The organism is Natronoarchaeum sp. GCM10025703, assembly GCF_042661985.1.
Lineage (GTDB): Archaea > Halobacteriota > Halobacteria > Halobacteriales > Natronoarchaeaceae > Natranaeroarchaeum.
This window is the reverse complement of sequence record NZ_JBHSZF010000002.1, coordinates 180,015-196,248: the sequence shown is the minus strand read 5'-3', so window position 1 is coordinate 196,248 and position 16,234 is coordinate 180,015. Positions and strand designations below refer to the sequence as shown.

The 16,234-nt window shown below is 55.8% G+C and carries 14 protein-coding genes and 4 pseudogenes; 8 read left to right on the top strand and 10 right to left on the bottom strand.

From position 1 onward, the window contains the following. Positions 1-80 precede the first annotated feature (80 nt). Entirely contained in the window at positions 81-500 is a 420-nt protein-coding gene (locus ACFQH2_RS18125) for a GlcG/HbpS family heme-binding protein (RefSeq protein ID WP_377050578.1), read from the top strand. A 640-nt stretch (positions 501-1,140) separates the two neighbouring features. Beyond that, the gene (locus tag ACFQH2_RS18120) at positions 1,141-1,575 is read left to right on the top strand and encodes an ester cyclase (RefSeq protein WP_377077081.1); all 435 of its coding nucleotides are present in this window, start codon (positions 1,141-1,143) and stop codon (positions 1,573-1,575) included. Positions 1,576-1,720: 145 nt separating this feature from the next. Here the strand turns inward: ACFQH2_RS18120 and ACFQH2_RS18115 are convergent, their stop codons facing one another. Beyond that, the gene (locus ACFQH2_RS18115) at positions 1,721-3,106 is read right to left on the bottom strand and encodes an aminomethyl transferase family protein (protein WP_377050574.1); all 1,386 of its coding nucleotides are present in this window, start codon (positions 3,104-3,106) and stop codon (positions 1,721-1,723) included. 199 nt (positions 3,107-3,305) lie between these two features. Continuing rightward, positions 3,306-3,925 (bottom strand): annotated as a pseudogene (locus tag ACFQH2_RS18110) (IS6 family transposase). Between the two features lie 141 nt (positions 3,926-4,066). Here ACFQH2_RS18110 and ACFQH2_RS18105 point away from each other — a divergent pair. Beyond that, entirely contained in the window at positions 4,067-4,339 is a 273-nt protein-coding gene (locus tag ACFQH2_RS18105) for a hypothetical protein (protein ID WP_377050572.1), read from the top strand. 76 nt (positions 4,340-4,415) lie between these two features. On the opposite strand, the gene ACFQH2_RS18100 is transcribed toward ACFQH2_RS18105, so the two are convergent. Then, positions 4,416-5,075, bottom strand: a complete 660-nt coding sequence (locus tag ACFQH2_RS18100) for a helix-turn-helix domain-containing protein (RefSeq protein ID WP_377050570.1) — start codon at positions 5,073-5,075, stop codon at positions 4,416-4,418. A gap of 201 nt (positions 5,076-5,276) precedes the next feature. On the opposite strand from ACFQH2_RS18100, the gene rdfA reads away from it, so the two are divergent. Then, entirely contained in the window at positions 5,277-5,972 is a 696-nt protein-coding gene (gene rdfA, locus ACFQH2_RS18095; RefSeq protein ID WP_377077080.1) for a rod-determining factor RdfA, read from the top strand. On the opposite strand, the gene ACFQH2_RS18090 is transcribed toward rdfA, so the two are convergent. Continuing rightward, a complete protein-coding gene (locus ACFQH2_RS18090; protein WP_377077125.1) occupies positions 5,890-7,143 on the bottom strand; it encodes an archaea-specific SMC-related protein in 1,254 nt (417 codons plus the stop codon). The two genes, rdfA and ACFQH2_RS18090, sit on opposite strands and share 83 nt — an antisense overlap. Positions 7,144-7,198: 55 nt before the next feature. Then, the gene (locus tag ACFQH2_RS18085; protein ID WP_377077079.1) at positions 7,199-7,825 is read right to left on the bottom strand and encodes an ATP-binding protein; all 627 of its coding nucleotides are present in this window, start codon (positions 7,823-7,825) and stop codon (positions 7,199-7,201) included. 6 nt (positions 7,826-7,831) lie between these two features. On the opposite strand from ACFQH2_RS18085, the gene ACFQH2_RS18080 reads away from it, so the two are divergent. The 3 genes from ACFQH2_RS18080 (at position 7,832) to ACFQH2_RS18070 (ending at position 9,172) form a co-directional block, all read left to right on the top strand. Further along, positions 7,832-8,410 carry a HalOD1 output domain-containing protein gene (locus ACFQH2_RS18080; protein WP_377077078.1) on the top strand — a complete coding sequence of 193 codons (579 nt, stop codon included), beginning with the start codon at positions 7,832-7,834 and terminating at the stop codon, positions 8,408-8,410. 228 nt (positions 8,411-8,638) lie between these two features. Further along, the gene (locus tag ACFQH2_RS18075) at positions 8,639-8,797 is read left to right on the top strand and encodes a hypothetical protein (RefSeq protein ID WP_377050562.1); all 159 of its coding nucleotides are present in this window, start codon (positions 8,639-8,641) and stop codon (positions 8,795-8,797) included. 57 nt (positions 8,798-8,854) lie between these two features. After that, positions 8,855-9,172: a hypothetical protein gene (locus tag ACFQH2_RS18070; RefSeq protein ID WP_377077077.1), complete on the top strand. Its 318-nt coding sequence runs from the start codon at positions 8,855-8,857 to the stop codon at positions 9,170-9,172. A 284-nt stretch (positions 9,173-9,456) separates the two neighbouring features. Here ACFQH2_RS18070 and ACFQH2_RS18065 read toward each other — a convergent pair. From ACFQH2_RS18065 to ACFQH2_RS18050, 4 genes and pseudogenes are all read right to left on the bottom strand, one after another. Further along, positions 9,457-10,054: pseudogene (locus ACFQH2_RS18065) on the bottom strand (helix-turn-helix domain-containing protein). Positions 10,055-10,112: 58 nt separating this feature from the next. Next, positions 10,113-10,379 (bottom strand): hypothetical protein, encoded by a 267-nt coding sequence (locus ACFQH2_RS18060; RefSeq protein ID WP_377050556.1) that lies wholly within the window; start codon positions 10,377-10,379, stop codon positions 10,113-10,115. 543 nt (positions 10,380-10,922) lie between these two features. Beyond that, a pseudogene (locus ACFQH2_RS18055) lies at positions 10,923-13,119 on the bottom strand (amino acid permease). A gap of 154 nt (positions 13,120-13,273) precedes the next feature. Continuing rightward, positions 13,274-13,856: pseudogene (locus tag ACFQH2_RS18050) on the bottom strand (LURP-one-related/scramblase family protein). Between ACFQH2_RS18050 and ACFQH2_RS18045 the strand changes: the two are divergent. Beyond that, on the top strand, positions 13,831-14,328 hold the full coding sequence (locus ACFQH2_RS18045) for a plastocyanin/azurin family copper-binding protein (RefSeq protein WP_377050550.1): 498 nt from the start codon (positions 13,831-13,833) through the stop codon (positions 14,326-14,328). The pseudogene ACFQH2_RS18050 and the gene ACFQH2_RS18045 overlap by 26 nt on opposite strands. A gap of 422 nt (positions 14,329-14,750) precedes the next feature. Here ACFQH2_RS18045 and ACFQH2_RS18040 read toward each other — a convergent pair whose 3' ends face one another. Beyond that, entirely contained in the window at positions 14,751-15,983 is a 1,233-nt protein-coding gene (locus ACFQH2_RS18040; protein ID WP_377050548.1) for a phage integrase SAM-like domain-containing protein, read from the bottom strand. Between the last annotated feature and the right edge of the window lie 251 nt (positions 15,984-16,234).

The following is a 16,234-nucleotide window of genomic DNA, read 5'->3' as shown; positions in this document are numbered from 1 at the left end:
CAGGTCACTAATAGGCGTACGGGCTGCCGGTTCACGCCCGAACAAGGTTTTTTATCATCTGTCTACGGTCCACTAGCTGCATGGTCGAGTCCATCTCGCTTTCGAGAGCGACAGAACTGATCGAGGCGGCAGCAACAAAGGCGGAAGAGATCGACAATCCGATGGTCCTCACGGTAGCGAACAGCGAGGGGAACCTCGTAGCACAGCATCGCATGGACGGCGCCTGGCTCGCATCCGTGAGCATCTCGCGGAACAAGGCCTACACGGCTGCGGCGCTGGAGACACCGACCCACGAGCTGGCCGAACCATCCGAACCGGGCAACTCGCTGTATGGTCTGCAGACGACAGACGAGGGGCGGATCGTCATTTTCGGTGGCGGCTACCCACTCGAGCGCGACGGCGAAATCGTCGGGACGATCGGCGTCTCTGGCGGCGCAGTTGCGCAGGATCAAGAGGTTGCGGAGGCCGGCGTCGATCGCTGGAACGAACTAACGGAGTGAGGATTCACTCCGTCCAGTCAGAAGAGAGACAGTCCGATTCAAATTTACAAAGCCGGCTTCGTCGTTCCATACGACTGATCGTCACTGTGTGCCGAACGTCGTCACTCAGGTGACGCTGTCGTCACGAACTAACTGCCGGCGCTATAACGTATCGAGAGTCAGGAGTCCGAACTACAGATACCTCCGAAGGACAGATCGCTAATCAGCACTGTGGGACGGAATGAAACCACACTGCGGGCAGCCAGTATGTTTTGTCGTCTGGTAGCTCAATACAGCGCCGCACATCGGACAGTTGTAGCAGGGGTCTTGTGTCATCACAACTAGTCTCGTGATGAGGAATAAAAACACCTTTGCCCCAACACAATCAGCCGATTATTTGATATGACACCATACGGTGAGCAACGCGTTCGATATCACGTCGATCAGATAGGAACCCGCGATGGAAAAATGGTGACGGCTAGCGAGACTACCGACGACTCGGGACGATGTTGCAGGGACCATCTGCGGTGGCTTGGTCGAAAGTGAAAGCAATTTGCATCTATGGAAACGATTAACAATATCGGCTGTATCATTTAAAACCGACCTTCGGTCTCGTCACAGCGACAGGACGGGGACCGGAGTGTTCAAATCAGGTGATACGATGTCAGTACAGAAAGACGACGCCAAGCAAACAGTTCAGAACTATCTGGCCGCTTTCAATGACCAGGACGAGGAGGCGCTCAAAGAGCATCTCGCAGACGATGTCGTCGAGCATGGCATCCACGATACCCATCACGGGCCGGAGGAAGTCGTCGAACTCCACCGCTCTCACTTCGACGTGTTTCCGGATTATTCAGGATCTACTGAGGCAATGATCGCCGAAGACAACATTGTCACTGTCCGATACACGGCATCTGGAACCCAAACCGCTGAGTTCGAGGATATCGAACCGACCCAACACAAAGCCGAGTGGTCCGGCATGGTCCAGTACCGTATCGAAGATGACGAGATCGCGGAGATATGGATCGAAGAGGATCGACTCGGACTGCTCGAACAGCTCGAGGCCGTCGACCCACCGGCACATCTCAGAATATAGCTATCGTGCCGGTGATCGTCGGTTTTTCTGGGGAGCACAATTGCGGTCTGGTCGGCTGACGGCTGTCTGTTTGTGTGTCAACCCGTTATCGACGATCAAAAAAGATATCGCAAAAAACCAACTGGGACAGACGCCGTGACGTCGATCAGTCGCCGTTCTGGTTGGCCTCTGCTTCCTTCCGTGCGTTCAGCTTCGCCTGTTCACGCGCGCTCGGGTTGACGGACTCCTTGAACGGCACCTTGGCGGCCGTCGCGAACGTCGGCTCGCCAGGCTCCTCGGAGTACTCGTCGGGGAGGTGAACCTGGAACTCGAGGTCCAACTCCTCGTCGTAGACCTCGTCGTTGAGCGGCGTATCGGTGACTTCCTGGATCATGTCGGCCGGCACGAAGCCCATGCCGATGTTTGTGCCCAGGTCCGGGTTCCACCACGGCGAGGTGAGGTAGCCACACTCTTCGCCCGTTTCCGGATCGGAGATGAGCCAGAAGTCCGGTGCGTAGTCGCGGATCGGATCGCCAGCGATCTTGAGCCCAATAAGCTTGTGCGTGAATGGGTACTCGCCGTTTTTGATCTGCTCTTTCTGCTCTTCGAGCACCTCTTTACCGATGTAATCGGCATCCTTTTCGTCAGGAACGTGATAGCCGAGGTTGACCTGGAATGGGGACGTTTCGTGATCGAGGTCCTGGCCCCAGGACATGATCCCCGCAGCGATACGGCGGTGGTGGCCCGGTGCGATCTGTCGACCACCGTGGTCCTTGACCGTCTCCATAACGGGATCCCAGACCTGCTCGGCGGTCTCGTGTGCGTCCTTGACGTAGATTTCGAAGCCAGCCTCGCCGGAGAACCCGGTCTGGCTGATAAGTACGTCGGCACCGTTGATTTCGGCGTCCATCAGGCCGTAATACGGCACGTCCTTCACCTTGTCGCCGACGACATCGACCATGACGTCCTCGGACTTTGGGCCCTGAATCTGCATCGGAGCGACATCGATCTCGTCAATCTCGACGTCGAACTCGTTGTCGACGTTGACGCCCTGCAGCCACTGCATCAGCGTTGAGTCCGAAATGGAGAACCAGAATTCGTCCTCTTCGGGTCGCAGGAGAACGGGGTCGTTCAGCACGCCGCCATCCTCGTTACAGAGGATGACGTACTTGCCGTCCATCGCGTCCATTTCACTGACATCACGCGTGACGACGTAGTTCGTGAGTGCCTCGGCGTCAGGTCCTTTGACACGGATCTGGCGTTCGACAGCGACATCCCAGAGCGTGACAGCGTTGGTCAGCGCATCGTACTCCTTCATTACACCGCCGTCTTCGGGTTCGATGAGACCGCGCGGGTGATAGAGTCGGTTGTAGACGGTGGCGCGCCACGCACCCTCCTCGTTGAAGGACTTGTGGAAGAACGGCGATTTCCGAACGCGGGTCGAGACAAGCATCTCGATGTCCGGGTCACCGGTCTGGCGCAGATTGCGTGGGACTTTCCGATCTGACTGGTCGACATTAGGATAATTGGGATGGTCCTGATTTCCGGTCATGCCTATAAGACGAGATAGGAAATCATAATAAAAGATACTGTGGATCACTTCTGGCATTTATCACAGGGGAGGTTTCTGACTGCGAACGGGCCGATGATATCCGACAAGTTGTGATCGCCACAAATCATCATTGCAGGAGGACCAGCGCAATGTCACAGTCTTCAGGCTGTAGATACGGTCGTGTTCAGATAAGCTGGTTCTACGCGAAAACGAACGATCTGAACCAGTAGTCAGCAGTTTCAACTTCGGCGTGGCTAAAAATATTACTAAACAAAAAGTTTTGTTGTTTTACTTCAAAAAATATATGTTCTACACTGGTCCGATTTACTTGACTTTCGTATCTAAAATAGAGGCTGTGTCGTGAACAGGCTGTTTGGAGTGAGGTCGCGCTATAGACGAGGAACACCGCGTCGTCAACGTCGTGCTTCTCCCGCAGCGTGGCAAGAAACCATTGAGCGAGAACGGTTGTAGTGGTCGGATTAGGCTGTAAATAGAGTAATTCGTCGATTTTCAGGTCAACAGCAGCGTACAGCCAGTACTGCTGTCCATTGAATCGGATCACGGTTCCATCAACTGCACCGTGATCCGGATTCTGGCCCTCTTCGGGCTGTAGATCTGTCTTGTGAACCCACTTATATACGGTCGATCGAGCGTGTTTGATACCAAATAATTCAAGTACTAAGATAGTATTTGAAACTGATAATATGTCAAGACGGAGCTGAATACCGAGCTCCATCAGCAGTTCCGGCGTGGCCTCGCTTCCACAAAACCTAATTCGATCTGGTCGATACTACCACTGAGGCGGGCGCTTTCGGGCATTTAACACTTGAAAACGCAGCGCTTCACCCACGGCCAAATCGTTCGCGTTCGTCTCGTGAATCAAACAAACGAAGCTACCCAGTTGTACAGTGGTAGTCCGTCTCTCGCGCTATTTATTCGTCTCGGGCGTGTAGATTTCGTATGGACAAAATCAAAACCTCTCCCGGTCCTGCAGCCGACCAGGCGTTTCGTTTGGGGATTCTCGCTAGTCTGGCTGCCGGAGGTGTTGTACTGGGAATACTGTACTGGAGTGGTCTGATTTCGCTGCCAATCATCGGTTACATTCTTATCAGCCTTTTACCAGTGTATCTCATCCTCGTTGCCTCAGTGCTGAGCGTCTGGCTGGGATATAGTAAGGACATATCCGCACTTCGACCGGTGTATAAAGAGAAGAAGTCAAAACGCGGTGAGTGACCATCGGCTATGCGTCAATGGAGAACTATACCCTACTGAAAAACAACTATTTCGATGATAGCTATGAGAGACAGTCTCACTCCTCTGTCTCTTCTTCAGCGATGGTCGTCGAAATGAGATTTCGGATCCCACGACGAAGACGACCGCTCATCGCTGTCGACGACAATCCCATTTCGTCAGCGGCCTCGTTGAGTTTGATACTGCGTGGCTCGTCGAAGTAGCCGTGGGCGTACGCGATCTGTAACGCGTCCCGCTGTTCGTCTGTCAGCCCGTACGATTCCATCCCGTCCGTGTCGGTATTCCCGTATATTTCGATAATATCGAGCGAAATGTCCTTCTCGGTGGTATACTCCCAGATAGTGTTGAGTGCGTCTCTGTCCGGTAGTAACAGATGGACGAGCCACCCACTTCCTTTCGTCTCGGTATTGACGAGGAATCCACCGACGTCGGTGACGACTGTACTGATCAGTTCCGTCTCCGGACTGTGCTCGACATAGTAGATTCCTTGCTGTTCAGTCCAGTCGACGAGGTCGTACGTTTCGACCGTCGGATCGTCGTCCAGCATCTCCTCTAACTCCTCCTGATCGTCGTACTCGATGAGGAATGGAAACTTGGTCGAACCGGGATCGGTATTCCCTTGCGTTATGACACGAATATTGACATCACTGAGAGAGGTCAGTGTCGGAACAAGGGCGAGCCGATCGTGCTCGATATGAACTTTTGCTGTAATAGACATTATGGATATTCCAACTTAGTGATTGTTACGAGTAGATGAGGGCATGCTGCCGTGCTGGGATAGCGTCTGTCATGCTAGGGTTACAGGGCATTTTGTACTCTGGCTATTTAGAATTATATATACAGTTTGCCTTTTCGGAAGTCCCCAGCGTCGGATCAATGACGGTGCGTTCATTACCATAGGTTCTATATTACTGGTACGATGACAGCGGAGTCGGATCCCATCTGTAAGGTCGATCGGATTTCGAATAAATGGGAACTGGCAGAGATAGATGAACGACTCCAGAAACGTCGAAACGACGGGGACAGTTTGCGTGACCTCGAAACGTACTACAATCAGGCCGTCCTCCAAGCAGCGATGAAAGCGACGGGTCAAGAAACTCTCGACGGCGAAATACCGAACGTATACCGGCTCCTGACTGACGACGAGGTGAGTCCAGGGGAGCGTATCGACGTCGAATCGCGCCTCAGGCAGAACGGACTCGACCCCGCGGAACTCACGGGGGACTTCGTGAGCTATCAGACGATACGAACACATCTCAATGACTGTCTGGAGGTGGACACGGCTCGGGACACCACGCTCACCGTCAGTGATGCCCAGAACACGGTGTTCAAACTCATCTCTCGAACAGAGTCGGTCGCGCACCAGATGATAGCCCGGCTGGAGACGGGCGGGTCGTTGACAATCCCGGCACCAACAGTCACACTCAGTCTCCGTGTCGGCTGCTCGGAATGCGGCGACGAGTATCCTTTCTCGAAGCTGCTAGAACGGGGGGATGCTCGTGCCAGTCCGAGAGTCGACAGCCTAAAGAAAGCTAATCTGCTCCGAGAGCGGCTGTCGAAATCGAGTCGTACAGTCCGTCGAGTTCGTTCTGCTCTTCGGGCAACACCGCCGTAATAACGAATTCAGCGTGTTGATTGAAGTGTTCTAATAGTCCCTGGATCCGGTCAGCATCGAACATTTCGATCGCGTCGACGATGACGAACGGGATGTGCTCGCCGACATCGTGGACGAGATAGCCCGCTAGCGCGACAACGAGACCGATCACCTCTCGCTCACTCTTACTGAGGCTGTCAACGGTGTCCTTGTAAGCCCGGCCCTCATCAGTCGTTCTGACGAGATGCAGTTCGAACTCGGACTCTGCGGACATCCGCGTGCCGGACGAGCGACGCTCGATCCAGATACGCTCGATCGCGTTATACTCGAGCCTATCGAGGACACGTTGCATCATCTCATTGAACGTGGAGACGAGCTCCTGTTCGGTCTGATCGATACGCTCGCGCTGTTCTCTGAGCTCTTCGGCAACCGATTTACGGTCGTTCTCGACCGTCTCTCGGGTGGACAGCGCTGTCTTGATCTCGGATATCTCCTCTTCAACACGTTCCAGATCGTTCGACAGCTGCCCGCGTTCGTATTCGAGATCGCTGATCTCATCGTAAAGCTCGCTCAATCTGGCTTCCCGGTCCGTTTCTTTGCCATGTTGTTCTAGCAGCTCGCTGATTTCGTCCTCCAGTGTCCGGCGGTGCTGACGGAGTTCTGAGAGTGTCTCTCGTCGTGTCTCTATCTCGGTAGAAACGTCTGCCCGCTGTTTGCGAAGATCCTCTCGCTCGGTACGTTCCGACTCAAGTTCTTGCTTTCTTGTTGTCTTCTTCTGGATACGTTCCGTGAGAGCATCTCGCTCACTGCGTTTCTCTCGCATGATCTCCTGGACTGTCTCGACCTGATCCGCAATCTGTGCCCGTTCGACCGAACTACCACACGTCCAACACGTAACCGACTGGGAGGCAGGGTCGAGTTCGGAAACAATATCGTCAGATTTCATCGCTGCTGGCACATCGTCCTCCTCGTTGAGTATCTGAGAGTTCATCTCCGCAATCGGGCTGAGGGTGTTAATCGTCGAGGTGAGTTGTTGTTTCTGATGATGGAGTCTCTCAATCTCCTCACCGAGTTCGTCGATATCGACGCCGTTCTCGGTCACTTCTATCGAATCCAGCTTTTCCTCGGTTCGTTTGAGTTGCTCAGTCAGTGATTCGACGGCGGACTCGTTTTTCCGGATCCGTCGCTTAATTTCTCTTCTTTTGTTTCGTTTCGGACTTATTGCTACTGTATCTTCGTCTGTCTGATCAATTTCGGATTCTGAACTCCTCTATTTCCGTCCGAGTTTCCTCGAGAGAGTCAGAAACGTCTTCAATTTCTTTTTGAATACTATCTCGCCGTGCCAGGAGCCCCGGGACTCTGTTTTCCATTTTGTCGAGGTCGTCGAGTCGGTCGTCGAGCGACTCTTTTTCCTCGGTCAGGTGTCGGATCTCGGCCTCTATCTCATCTGTATCGATCGGCTGCATCAACAGTTCGGATAGGTCGTCTCCGGCAAGGACGGCCTGTCGGATCGGGTTTATTTCGGTCAGCGCCATGAAAAGTTCACAGAGATCGCCTTTCCCCGAGTAGACCCGAGATTCGCTGACAACAACCTTACCGTCCTTTCGGGTCAAATCGAGATAATATTTATCATCGCCTACGTTCATACGGACAGAGCCGGTGTCAGCGTCACTTTTCAGCGGTGGGAGTGGCCCTCCGAGCACACCGGCCAGTGCACGGAGCGTAGAGGACTTGTTCGAGGCGTTCTCTCCCGAAAAGAGCGTCACTCCCGAAGACAGTGAGAACTGGGCATGAGAGACTCCGCCAATGTTTTTGATTTCGAGGTTCAATTGTCTGCCGGTCGAATCAGGTGTTGATGCAGTTGTATTGGTCATATTCTAATGTTACGACCGAACGTATCCCGTTCGTATCGACTCTTCGAGACAGAGGCTTCCCTCGGTTACAGGGTGGATAGCTCCGCGAAACATTGTATTGAGTGTTCCAATATTGCTTGTGTTTCTCCTATTGACAGTGTATTCGTCAGCCAGTGTCTCGTTATGAGGGCCTGTATTGTACGCTGGGACGAGGCTGTTCTCCCAGCATCGCATTATGTGAGGATCAGAAGGCTTTGCAGACTTAAATATATGTGGTATATGCCGCACAGACATGTATTAATGAGCGGTATTGGAAGTATGCATGGTATCAACACACGAGGGGGTGTCAGCGAAGATCATTACACGCTACGATTCGACAGTGAACAAAGAATCAGTGAAGCGGTTGTCAGTGCTGTTGCCGATTATACTGGAGCAGACCGAGAGTCACTGCCGCCCATTGGTCAGAGTATCAACCCTGATGGATTAAACGTACTGTTCGAGAACGATGCCAAAGGCAGTTGTCCGGGTGGTTGCGTTACTTTCTCGTATTATAAGCACACGGTTGTCGTTCAGAGTACCGGACTGATACTGGTCAAGTCAAGTTGAAGCCCTCTCATCTTGTTTATCCCGACAGGTATCTTAGACTATCCGTTCGCCCTGCTGGTTCCTGGTGTAGATTGTTACATCTGAGTGAATACTCGGGGTCAATACCCGAGGTATTCTTCTGTAAAAATTGATAAATATAGTGAATAATCACGACCTATATTCGCACTTAAACACCCGTAATAATACGCGCTAGCACCTAAGCATACAGGTCTGCAACTACTAGTCGTTATGAAAGAGACGATAGAGAATGAGACGCAGCTCAGCGACACCGATATTTACCTCCCCGCAATGGCACTGCATCCGGACTTCGGTCAGATCGAGGAGTTCGTCACAGAACTCTTCGATTTCCACGGCGTCGTACTGATCCCTGACAGCTACAACAAATAAACGGCTTTCGCCCAGCCGCTCGTATCTCTCGAAGAATCGTTCGATCCTATTCGCATTATGGCCAGATGCACGCTCCCACAGGACCGTCACCTGTCTCTCTACCTGCACACGTATCTGATGGAGAAAATCACGGATTTGATTGCTCGTTACGTTTTTATTCGATTCGCCCCCGGCGAGTTCCAGCGCGGCTGGAACCGTGGCGACGAACGCGTCCGCGCGCTCGCTCTCGGTGCACCGCTCGAATACGGTGAACAGCGTACACTCCGTCTCTGCCCGGACTACGAGGCCGAAACGGACAACCGCCTGGAACGGACTGACGACAAGGGTGCGGTCGTTGCCTACTGCAAAGCGTGTGGTGCGGAGACGGGGAGATAGTTCCGGAGGTCGATGGAGAGAGACGTCCCTAACATCGCCTGACCTCGGCGTCTCGATTCCGTGGGGTCCGCTCATCTTCGCCGTCTCGGTGGATCCCGCCGAGGCCAACTGTCTGTAGCTAACTACCTCTCTTTAAACGTCGTCGAGACGTCGCTAAGACATCTACAGGCAGTTCGAGGCGAGTGCCTCGGGATCGTACGGAAATCTACGATTTCCGTGATGACGAGACGCTCCGGGTCTCGAACCACTTGCCACCGAGGTACTTCACAAGCGCCGTAGTGCGCCTACTCGTCAGGAAACGAGTCCCAGAACACGTCCGGCAGTTCCCGGTCGGGGTTCTCTTCGAGATAGTTCTGCTTGGTCAGGTTTGCCTCCTCGATGAGTGTGGCGGCTTCCCCTGCCCAGACGTAGAACCCGATCAGGGTCTCGCGTCGCATCCGCTCGAGGTCGACCGAGTGATACACGTTGACGACACCTCCACCCTCACGGTTCAGTTCGGATTGCCGAAGTAGACCCAGATCCACGAGTTTATTGAGATATCGGGTGATCGTACTCCGATCGTATCCCAGAGAGTCAGCCACCTCGTTCGCCGACACTGGCCCTTCGCCGATGACACACAGGCAGATATCGAGGCCTGCCTTTGGAAGGCCGAACGCCTCCAGAAGCACCTGTCTCACGTCGGGCGGTTTGACACTCATTTCTACATCGGTCACGCGTTCCATCGGTTCGTCGTGACAGGACATCGGCGGTTCGTCGCGGCCGAGTGCAAGCACCACGTTGTCGCAGTCGGGGCATTCAGAATATATCGTATCGGCTGGACGCCGGATCGTACTGCACTTCGTCGACGTCCTCTCCCGATTGGCTCGGTTCGTTTTCAGACATTGGCAATCTCTCCCCGTTAGTTGAACAAAAAGGTGGCCTCCCAATAAATTCAGCCCCCTCATTTCTCCGAGCACGGAGGTCCGGAGTCGACGATTATCGCCTCCTCGGTATCGAGTTGCAAGAACTCTTCACCGGTGACCGTCACTCTCGCAGTGCCGTCCGGGTCGATTCGAGCCAGCTCGCAGGCCTCTAACCCGGCTAAATGTACTTCGACGGCACGTCTGTCCGTATCGAGCGCGGCTACGAGCGTATCGATGGTCGTCGTTTCCTCTCGCTCAGCGTCCGTCATCCGGGCGAGGTGCTCCAGAGTGGTTCGTCTGTTCATGGGCGTAGCACTGGGAAAGGTTAGTCGGGTACCAACGGTAGTGGAACCCCACCAACTGTTCAGACAGCGGTCGATGTCGACGAGCGGTGAGAACCGGACGCTGCCGTCTTCGGTCCACCGAATGACGTTTTCGGTATGGATCCAGAGGGGTTCGTGTCTTAACACCCGAACTGCGTTCAGACTCGCCGTGGTTTCTTTACTGGCATGCGTGCTCAACACAGCGACCCCTCGTGTCCCGGCTATGGGCTGGGAACTCTGACCGGCCACAGATACAACTGAACCCGTCGTACCCTCCCACTCGGGTGACTCAAAAGAAGGGGTCATTGAGGTCGCTTCTTTCAGGTTTCGCCCTATCGGTTATTAGGGGTGCCGCGAGCGTGTAAGACCGTCACACTCCGTCTCTCGATTTACCCGGTTGCTCCATCACGGCAGGACTGCTGATCGATGCATAGCCCGAACCGCTACCATTGGCGGTCCAACGCATCTTACACGATCCAGTTTGGACCCATCATGACTGCCCCGCACGAAGGTATACGTAGGGACCTAGAACAGTCGCCGCTCGACTGCCTGACGGAGCGGTCCCGGCTGGCTTGCGTCGTACACGACCAGAGTGCCGTGCTCTGTCCCAGCCGTCACCAGGCTCGAACTGCGACCGAACAGTCGGTCCGTGAGAGCGCGCTGACTGCCGCTGACGACGAGGACGTCGGAGTCGGTGGCCGCAAGGTCGATCACGTCGTCGGTATCCGCCTCGACGACCTGGGTCTCGACCGGGGCTTCACAAAGCTCTACCAGTTCAGAGAGATAATCCTCGGTAGTGTTCCGCCGACTCTCGGGCGGGTCCGCGCCGACGGGGAAGTAGAAGGTAACCGTCGCACCGACGGCGGTAGCAAGCGTGTCGGCCAGGTCGACTTTCGCAGGGTCGAACGGTCCCTCGTCGGTGACGACGCCGATGCGCTCGACTGTGTCGTGTTCGAGATTCGAGACCTCGATAACGTTACAGGGGGCGTGTTCTTCGATCCAGTCGGCGTCGCTGCCGAGCAGCGTTTCGAACTCGGTCGAGCGCTCGATGATCAGGGTATCGGCGTTGACATCTGCAGCATAGTTGACGATGGCATGCCGGGTATCGTGGCTGACGACCTCGCCGTACCGGATCGGTATCTCGGAGTCGGTCGCTCGGTCGGCCAATCTGGCCTCGAATGCTTGATCTGCTTCGGTGAGATTCGAGGCCGACTGGGGGAGCGGCGTCTGGTCGGGGGCCTCGTCGAACTGGGCGACCCGGACACCGCCCTCTCTGGTTCGCGCTAAATCCACGGCGAGGTCGATCAGCGAGCGCTCGATGTCGGGTGGCGTCTGTTCGGTGACCGCCACGAGGACCTCGTTGCCTTCGGTTTCGACTTCGGATTCGGTCTTCTCGACGACGTCTCGTCCCACACTCCGGCGGAGAGCATCGGTCATCGCGCCCTCGCGGCCGACACCGCCCTGACGGTACACGAACAGGTAGTACCACGCCATCGAACCAGCGATAATGACGACGGCGCCGACCAGCGGGACGAACCCGATGTACCGGAGGAGGACGACCCCCCGATGATCCCAACTAGCTGTGGAACGGGGTACAGCGGCGACTTGAAACTGGGGTCGTACGCTTCGATCGAGCCCTGGCGGAAGGCGATCAGTGCGACGTTGATCAGGATGAACACCAGGATTTTGAACGCGCTAGCCAGTTTGGCGATATCGTCGATTGGAACGAACGCGATGAGAACCAGCAACACCCCACCGGTGATCGTGATCGCGTTGACTGGCGTCTCGAATCGGTCGCTGACGTCCTCGAAAATGTCGGGGGCGAGGCCGTCACGACTCATCGCGAACGGGTACCGTGACGAGGAGAGAATCCCCGCGTTCGCGGTGCTGATCAATGCGAGCAATGCCGCGACGACGACGGCTGCGACGCCGATTGCAGGCAGCGCGTTGCTGGCCGCGACCTGCATCGGTGTTTCAGTGTCGGTTAGGGCCGCCTCCTCGGCGACTCCCACCATCACGGTTACGATAGCGACGTAGATCCCCGCGGTGATGACGAGCGACCCGAGGATGCCCAGCGGGAGGTTCCTGTCGGGGTTCTCGACCTCCTCGGCGACGCAGCGATCTTCGTGACGCCGGCATAGGAGACGAATACGAACCCGGTCGCACCGAGAATCCCCTCGATTCCGCTGTCGAAAAAGCCCTCGAAGCGGGCGCTCTCGACGTTCGGCGCACCGACAACGATGAACCAGACCATTACTGCAAGCATCACCGCGACGATCACGACCTGCATCCGACCGGTCTGTTTCGCGCCGACGATATTCAGAACGATCAACAGGACTGCGACTGTGAGTGCGACGGGTGTCACTGGCAGATCAAACAACAACACCAGATACGGCGCGCCGCCGACCAGTGCCAGCGCCCCTTTGAACGTCAACGAGAACCACGTCCCAACGCCGGCAATGGTTCCAAACAGTGGCCCCATCGCGCGCTCGATGTACAGGTAGGTTCCTCCGGCCTCGGGCATCGCCGTCGCCATCTCGGACTTGCTCAGTGCTGCGGGCAACACCAGCACCCCCGCGAGGAAATACGCGAACACGACCGCCGGACCGGCCATCTTCATCGCCAGTCCCGGCAGAATGAAGATACCGCTGCCGACCATCGCGCCGATGCTGATCGCCGTCACTGCAGGTAGGCCCAGGTCACGCTCTAGCTCTTTGCCCATCAGTCTGCGGAGACCCGCTCGTCTCGGCTATGTTCGATCGAGACCAAAAAAGATAGATCAGTATTCATAACCGACCAGTCGTTCATATCTATTTGACTTTCTGCCGCGCTACTGAATAAATACTGCGATATAATTCCCCCTATTGGATAACTGATTAGTTGTTTTGGATCGCGTCGATCACCATTGCAGCAGCGAGAATCGGTTCCTTTGGAACATCGGTAGCGTCGTCAATCGTAATCTCGTACCGATCTCGGAACGATAACTGGCCATTGATCGATCCGACGTGATCACCGTTCGCGTCCGTGATTTCGTACTTGTGCGGGATCAGATAACCAAGCGGGAGAAAACCCCGCAACGCCGTTACTACTGCTCCGCGAGAGTTGATCTCGGCGAGTTTGGATCCCGTTTCGGCATCACGTACTGTCCACGTATCCTGAAACATGGAGAAGTCGTTCAGAAAGAACAACGAGTTCTGCTTCGGTTTGTGCGTCTATCAGTAGGTAGTCGCCTGCAACATCGATGATGCCTGCGGCTTTCACCGAGAAGACGTCCTCCCCGTTCGCATCGACGAACGGGAACTCTTCTTTCATCTTGAACATCTTCTGTTTGCCACTAAGAACTGTGTTACCTGCCGAATCAAGTGCTTCGTACTTGTTTCGGATTAGGCTCTGTTCTACAGTGTACTGATCGTCAACGAAATCAATACCGGAAATGTTGTATTTATTCGCGGGGGCCATACTTTTGTATATCCTGTGGCGGAGACTTGAATATACTGGTGAGAGTGGACTCCCTGATGTTGTCACCGCCAGTCCGAACACGGACACTCATCAGATCCACTTCCGCCGAATCGAACTGAGGAACCGTTTTTGCGATATTGCATCCGTTGACTCGTCGGGCAGGAGAACGGGTAGCACCGCTTCTCACCGCCAATGCCTTTACGACTTCTACTGTCTCCCACATCAGGCGTTCGGGATGGTCCATCGGGTCGTCGTCTCTGAGGACGAAGGAGAGATCCCAGAACTCGAGACCGAAGAGACAGGCCGCCCACCGGCAGAAGAGAACGGGATTGCCGGCGTTCTCGGTGGTCTCGATCCGAACATCCCGAGTTCTGCCGAGGTCCTGAAGTCCCCTGCGCTTAGCCCGGACACTATCGTGGAGGATGGCCCGATTCCGTGGGCGGATGTGGTAGAAGAACATCGGACCGGGTGAGTGATCCTCATTCCGGTTTTTTGACGATTAGTACAGACGCCAGAAACTACGTTCTCTGCTCAAAATCATAAGAAAGCTTATACTACGTCTCTCCTTCCGACGTTGAAGATGAGTTCACGAAAACCAACTGGTCTCTCGGATGGTCTGTCACATGACACCATTAACCGCCATCAACTGCTCGCCGCGGGTGGCCTCCTGGCCATTGGTGGGCTGGCTGGTTGTCTCAGGCGAATCGCCGATGCCACAACGAACACGGGCGCAGCACCAGCAGCGTTCGCTGGCGTCGGTGAGAGCCGACTTGTCCCTGCACAGCACTCTGTCACCCTGGGCCTATCCCCAACTGTTCGTGTGGATGAGGGACCGGTCTCCGGGGATATCGAACTCGAAGGCTGGATGACGACACAGCAGACCGTCGCGGCCAATTACTTTCCGCCGTCTATCTCGTCGAGTGCTTCGGTAGCGACGTCACCGAGTTCACCGGCTTCAATGTGTGAGTAGCGCTCCCGAACCATCTCTTCGGAGTTGTCGAGATAGCGGGCTGCTACGGTGTAGCCGAACGCGCGGACGAGGACCTCGCCCATTCCGCGTCGACCACCGTGTGGAGCGAGATAATCGTGTTTCGGATGGTCGATATCCATCTCTGTGGCTTCCGACAGTCGCTGGAGAATCGACCGTGCCCCGTCCGTCGTGATTGACGGCGGACGAATGTCTTCCTCAAGTGCTAACAGCAGGTCACGAGCGTGCCCATCACGGCGTTCGTCGATTTCTTCCGCACGTAGCCCTCTGTCGGCGAGTTCGTCCTTCACGAGCGTTGCGAGCGTCCGCTGGTCGAACGTCGGGAACACCGGCCACCGCTCGGTCGGCGGAGCCATAACTTTCCGATAGCTCCGGAGTGGTGAGAGTACGGGGTCGGGCAGGCTTGCGGCATCCCACTGCTGTTTCTTCCGGTAGACGTCCATACTCCCGTCGTCGAGCGATATCTCCTCCCATCGGACGCCTCGTCGACGCGGATCGTTCGGGTCCCGGAGCAGTTCGCCGACGCGGACCGCCGTGTACGCGAGGACGAACACCAGCGCACGATCCCTGGCCGTCTTCAGGGCCTTGTATCGTGCTCGCTGTCTGTCGACGGGGTCGGCATCTTCGGGGAGTCTCGTGTACGTCTCGATGGCGTCACGGGCCCGCTCGTCGACGTATCTAGTGAGCGCATGTCGCTGTTCCGAGGTCCATGCCTGTTGATCTCCCGGTTTCCGGCCGTCGTCGTCCGGCAGTGGCGCCATCGCACTCGCCCGCTGTGCGTAGTGCGCTTCGAGATAGCCCTCGTTGACACACCAGCCACACCAGGCAGAGATATAGCGATAATAGGTTTGTACAGTGTTCTGTTTGAGCCCCCGGTCGCCAGCGAGATGCCGGGCATATCCGCGGAACACGCGCTCATCGAGGTCATCGAAGGCTGGCCGTCGGTCGACGTCGTCGGTGACGATTCCGGTCCAGTCGTCTTCACCGCGGTCGGCGGCGGCCCACTCGACGAACCGCTCGAGCTCGCGGGCCGCATTGCGCCGGTAGTTCCCGCCGTCGCCACCGCGGCCTTTCCCCTTGTCCTGGAGGTAGCGCTCGAAGCTGTCGGCAAGCGGCGTCGAGAGTGCCCGATCAGGCATCGACTGCGCCCCCGCGTTCCTGCGAGCCCAGTTTCCACGGCTCTGCCTCGGGAGACGTGGCGCAGTGAGGTGATTGTCGCATTCGTGCGTCACCGAGGGCGCGGGGGTACTTCAAAGTGGTCGTGATTACGGAGATGAGGGTGAAAATTTCTGGCTGAATCCCTGCTCTCAGTCTTGCATTCAACGTCAGCAACGCTGTCAAGTACCAGTCGTCGCTAGCATCGACGAACACAACCCGGTCGGAGGGGCGG